This is a genomic window from Streptomyces sp., from assembly GCF_050698815.1.
In the GTDB taxonomy this organism is placed as follows: Bacteria; Actinomycetota; Actinomycetes; order Streptomycetales; family Streptomycetaceae; genus Streptomyces.
Map to the genome: position 1 here is coordinate 1 of NZ_JBOHCV010000135.1, position 2,247 is coordinate 2,247.

The following is a 2,247-nucleotide window of genomic DNA, read 5'->3' on the forward strand; positions in this document are numbered from 1 at the left end:
AAGATCGACGTCCGGGTGGTCGTCGCCAGCGTGGACACGTACCTGCGCTTCGCCGAGGCGTGCAACCGGCTGGACCTCGAGTCCGGCCGCAAGGCCCCGACCCAGCTCACCGACATCGTCGGCGACACCGTGGAGAGCGGCGCCAAAGGCAAGTCCAAGGGAGCGCTGACGGGAGCCGTCGAGGCGTTCAGCGAGTCCTTCCAGAAGGGCCGCGACGGGGACGGGGAAGAGGAGCGCGAGCCGCGCAAGAGGGCGTCCAGCTCGTCAAGCAGCCGTCGTAGCAGCCGCAGCCGGGAGGAGTAGAACATGCCCACCTACATCTATGCGATCACCGCAGCCGGCCACCCGAAGAGCCTGGACGGGCTGAGCGGCGTCGGAGACCCGGCGGGAGACCTGCGTACCGTCACGACCAAGGCGCTGAGCGCGGTGGTCAGCGACGCTCCAGAGGATCTGCGGGCCAAGCGCCGCGATCTGGCGGCCCACCAAGGCGTGCTGGAGCGGCTGATGGCCGACGGCGCGGCACTGCCGATGCGCTTCGGCCTGATGGGCCCCGGCGACGAGTCGGTGCGCACGGTGCTGGAGGAGAACGAGGAGGCGTACACCGCGCGGCTGACAGAGCTCGAGGGCTGCCTGGAGTTCAACCTCAAGGCATCCCGCGAGGAGGAGGACCTGCTGCGCGAGATCGTCGCCGATTCCGAAGAGGTCCGCCGGCTCCGTGAGGTCACCCGGGAGAACCCGGCGGCCCAGGAGGAGAAGATGCGCCTGGGTGAGCTGGTCTCCCAGGAAGTCCAGAGCCGCGAGAACAGCGAAGGCGCGGAACTGGTGGCGCGGCTGGCGGACGGTGCCCGGCGGCACTCGTTGGGAGAGCCGACCAAGTCGCACTTCCTGAACGTCTCCTTCCTGGTGCGACGCGATGACGCGGCCGCCTTCTCCGACGCCGTGAACCAGGAGGCCGAGCGGCGCGGCGACGCGTACTCACTCAGCCTCCACGGTCCGCTGCCGCCGTACAGCTTCGTCTGATTCGTCTGATTCGTACGGCCTCCTGTGATCGGAGGGCCCGCGCATGGGCCTCATCACCCAACTCCTGACCCTGCCGCTCGCTCCGGTACGAGGAGCGGTATGGGTGCTGGACCAGGTCGTGCTCACCGCGGAGCGGGAGTACTACGACCCGGAGCCGGTGCGTCAGCAACTCGCGGAAATGGAGCAGGAACTGCTCGACGGCCGCATAACGGAAGAGGAGTTCGACCGACGTGAGGATGACCTGCTGGACGAGCTGGAGTGGCGGCAGGCGTACCAGCGCCAGCTGCAGGCACGCTCGTGACCAGGGAGACGATCCCGACCGCACAGAAGCGGAGACAGAGGTGTCCCAGAGATGATGAACAACGGAAAGATAGGACTGGCGCTGGTGGGGGGCTACCTCCTCGGGCGCACCAAGAAGGCCAAGATGGCCCTCGGGCTGGGCCTGTACCTGGCCGGCAAGAAGCTCGACCTGAACCCGGCGCAGCTGGCGAAGACGCTGGCCAATTCGCCGGTGATCGGCGGCCTGAGCGACCAGGTGCGCAAGGACCTGGTGGAAGGCACCAAGTCCGCCCTGACCTCCGCGGTCACCCAGCGCGCGAATTCCTTCGCCGACTCCCTCCACGAGCGCACTCTCGGCCTCAACGACCCCGAAGGCGGCTCGAAGGGGTCTGCCGAGGACGAGCAGGACGACCGTGATGAGCGGGACGAGCGGGACGAGCGGGACGACGGTGATGACCGCGACGAGCGGGAGAGCCGCGGTGAGGACCGGCCCAAGCCGCGCCGCAAGCCGGCCGCCACGGGCGGAAAGACCACCAAGACCGCGAAGACCGCCAAGTCCGCCGCCGGAAAGACCGCCGCCGGAAAGACCGCCTCCGGCGGTCGGCCCAACGGGGCGGGCGGGGCCCGCAAGACGGCGGCGAAGTCCGCAGCGGGCACCGCGCGGAAGGCGGGCAACCGGGGAGGCGGCAATGGCTGACTCCACCCTGAGCAAGATCAAGGACGAGGTGGCGAAGAACCCGGCCACCGACCGGCTCAAGGAAGAGCTGCAGTCCTACCTTCAGGCACGTGCGCAGAAGGCCGTCACCGGCCTCGGCACCAAGCTGGGCGAGAGCGTCACCAAGCTCGCCGACCCCTCCCAGGGCGGCCCCGGCGGCCTCATGGGCAGCCTGGCCAAGGGCGGCCAGGCCCTCAGCGAAGGAAAGTCGCCCGCGCAGGCGGCGATGACCG

4 protein-coding genes and 1 pseudogene are annotated in these 2,247 nt (G+C 69.3%); all 5 read left to right on the forward strand.

Annotated features, from left to right (window positions below; all coding sequences use genetic code 11):
- A partial coding sequence (locus ACRDP3_RS05435; protein ID WP_431515664.1) for a gas vesicle protein occupies window positions 1-303 on the forward strand: 303 nt, incomplete at its 5' end.
- A 3-nt stretch (window positions 304-306) separates the two neighbouring features.
- Window positions 307-1,020 (forward strand): GvpL/GvpF family gas vesicle protein, encoded by a 714-nt coding sequence (locus tag ACRDP3_RS05440; RefSeq protein WP_431515665.1) that lies wholly within the window; start codon window positions 307-309, stop codon window positions 1,018-1,020.
- Window positions 1,021-1,063: 43 nt separating this feature from the next.
- Window positions 1,064-1,321 carry a gas vesicle protein GvpG gene (locus ACRDP3_RS05445; RefSeq protein WP_431515666.1) on the forward strand — a complete coding sequence of 86 codons (258 nt, stop codon included), beginning with the start codon at window positions 1,064-1,066 and terminating at the stop codon, window positions 1,319-1,321.
- 51 nt (window positions 1,322-1,372) lie between these two features.
- Window positions 1,373-1,996, forward strand: coding sequence for a hypothetical protein (locus ACRDP3_RS05450; RefSeq protein ID WP_431515667.1), 624 nt, complete (start codon window positions 1,373-1,375; stop codon window positions 1,994-1,996).
- Window positions 1,989-2,247, forward strand: a pseudogene (locus tag ACRDP3_RS05455) (SRPBCC family protein); the annotation flags it as partial. The gene ACRDP3_RS05450 and the pseudogene ACRDP3_RS05455, both read left to right, overlap by 8 nt.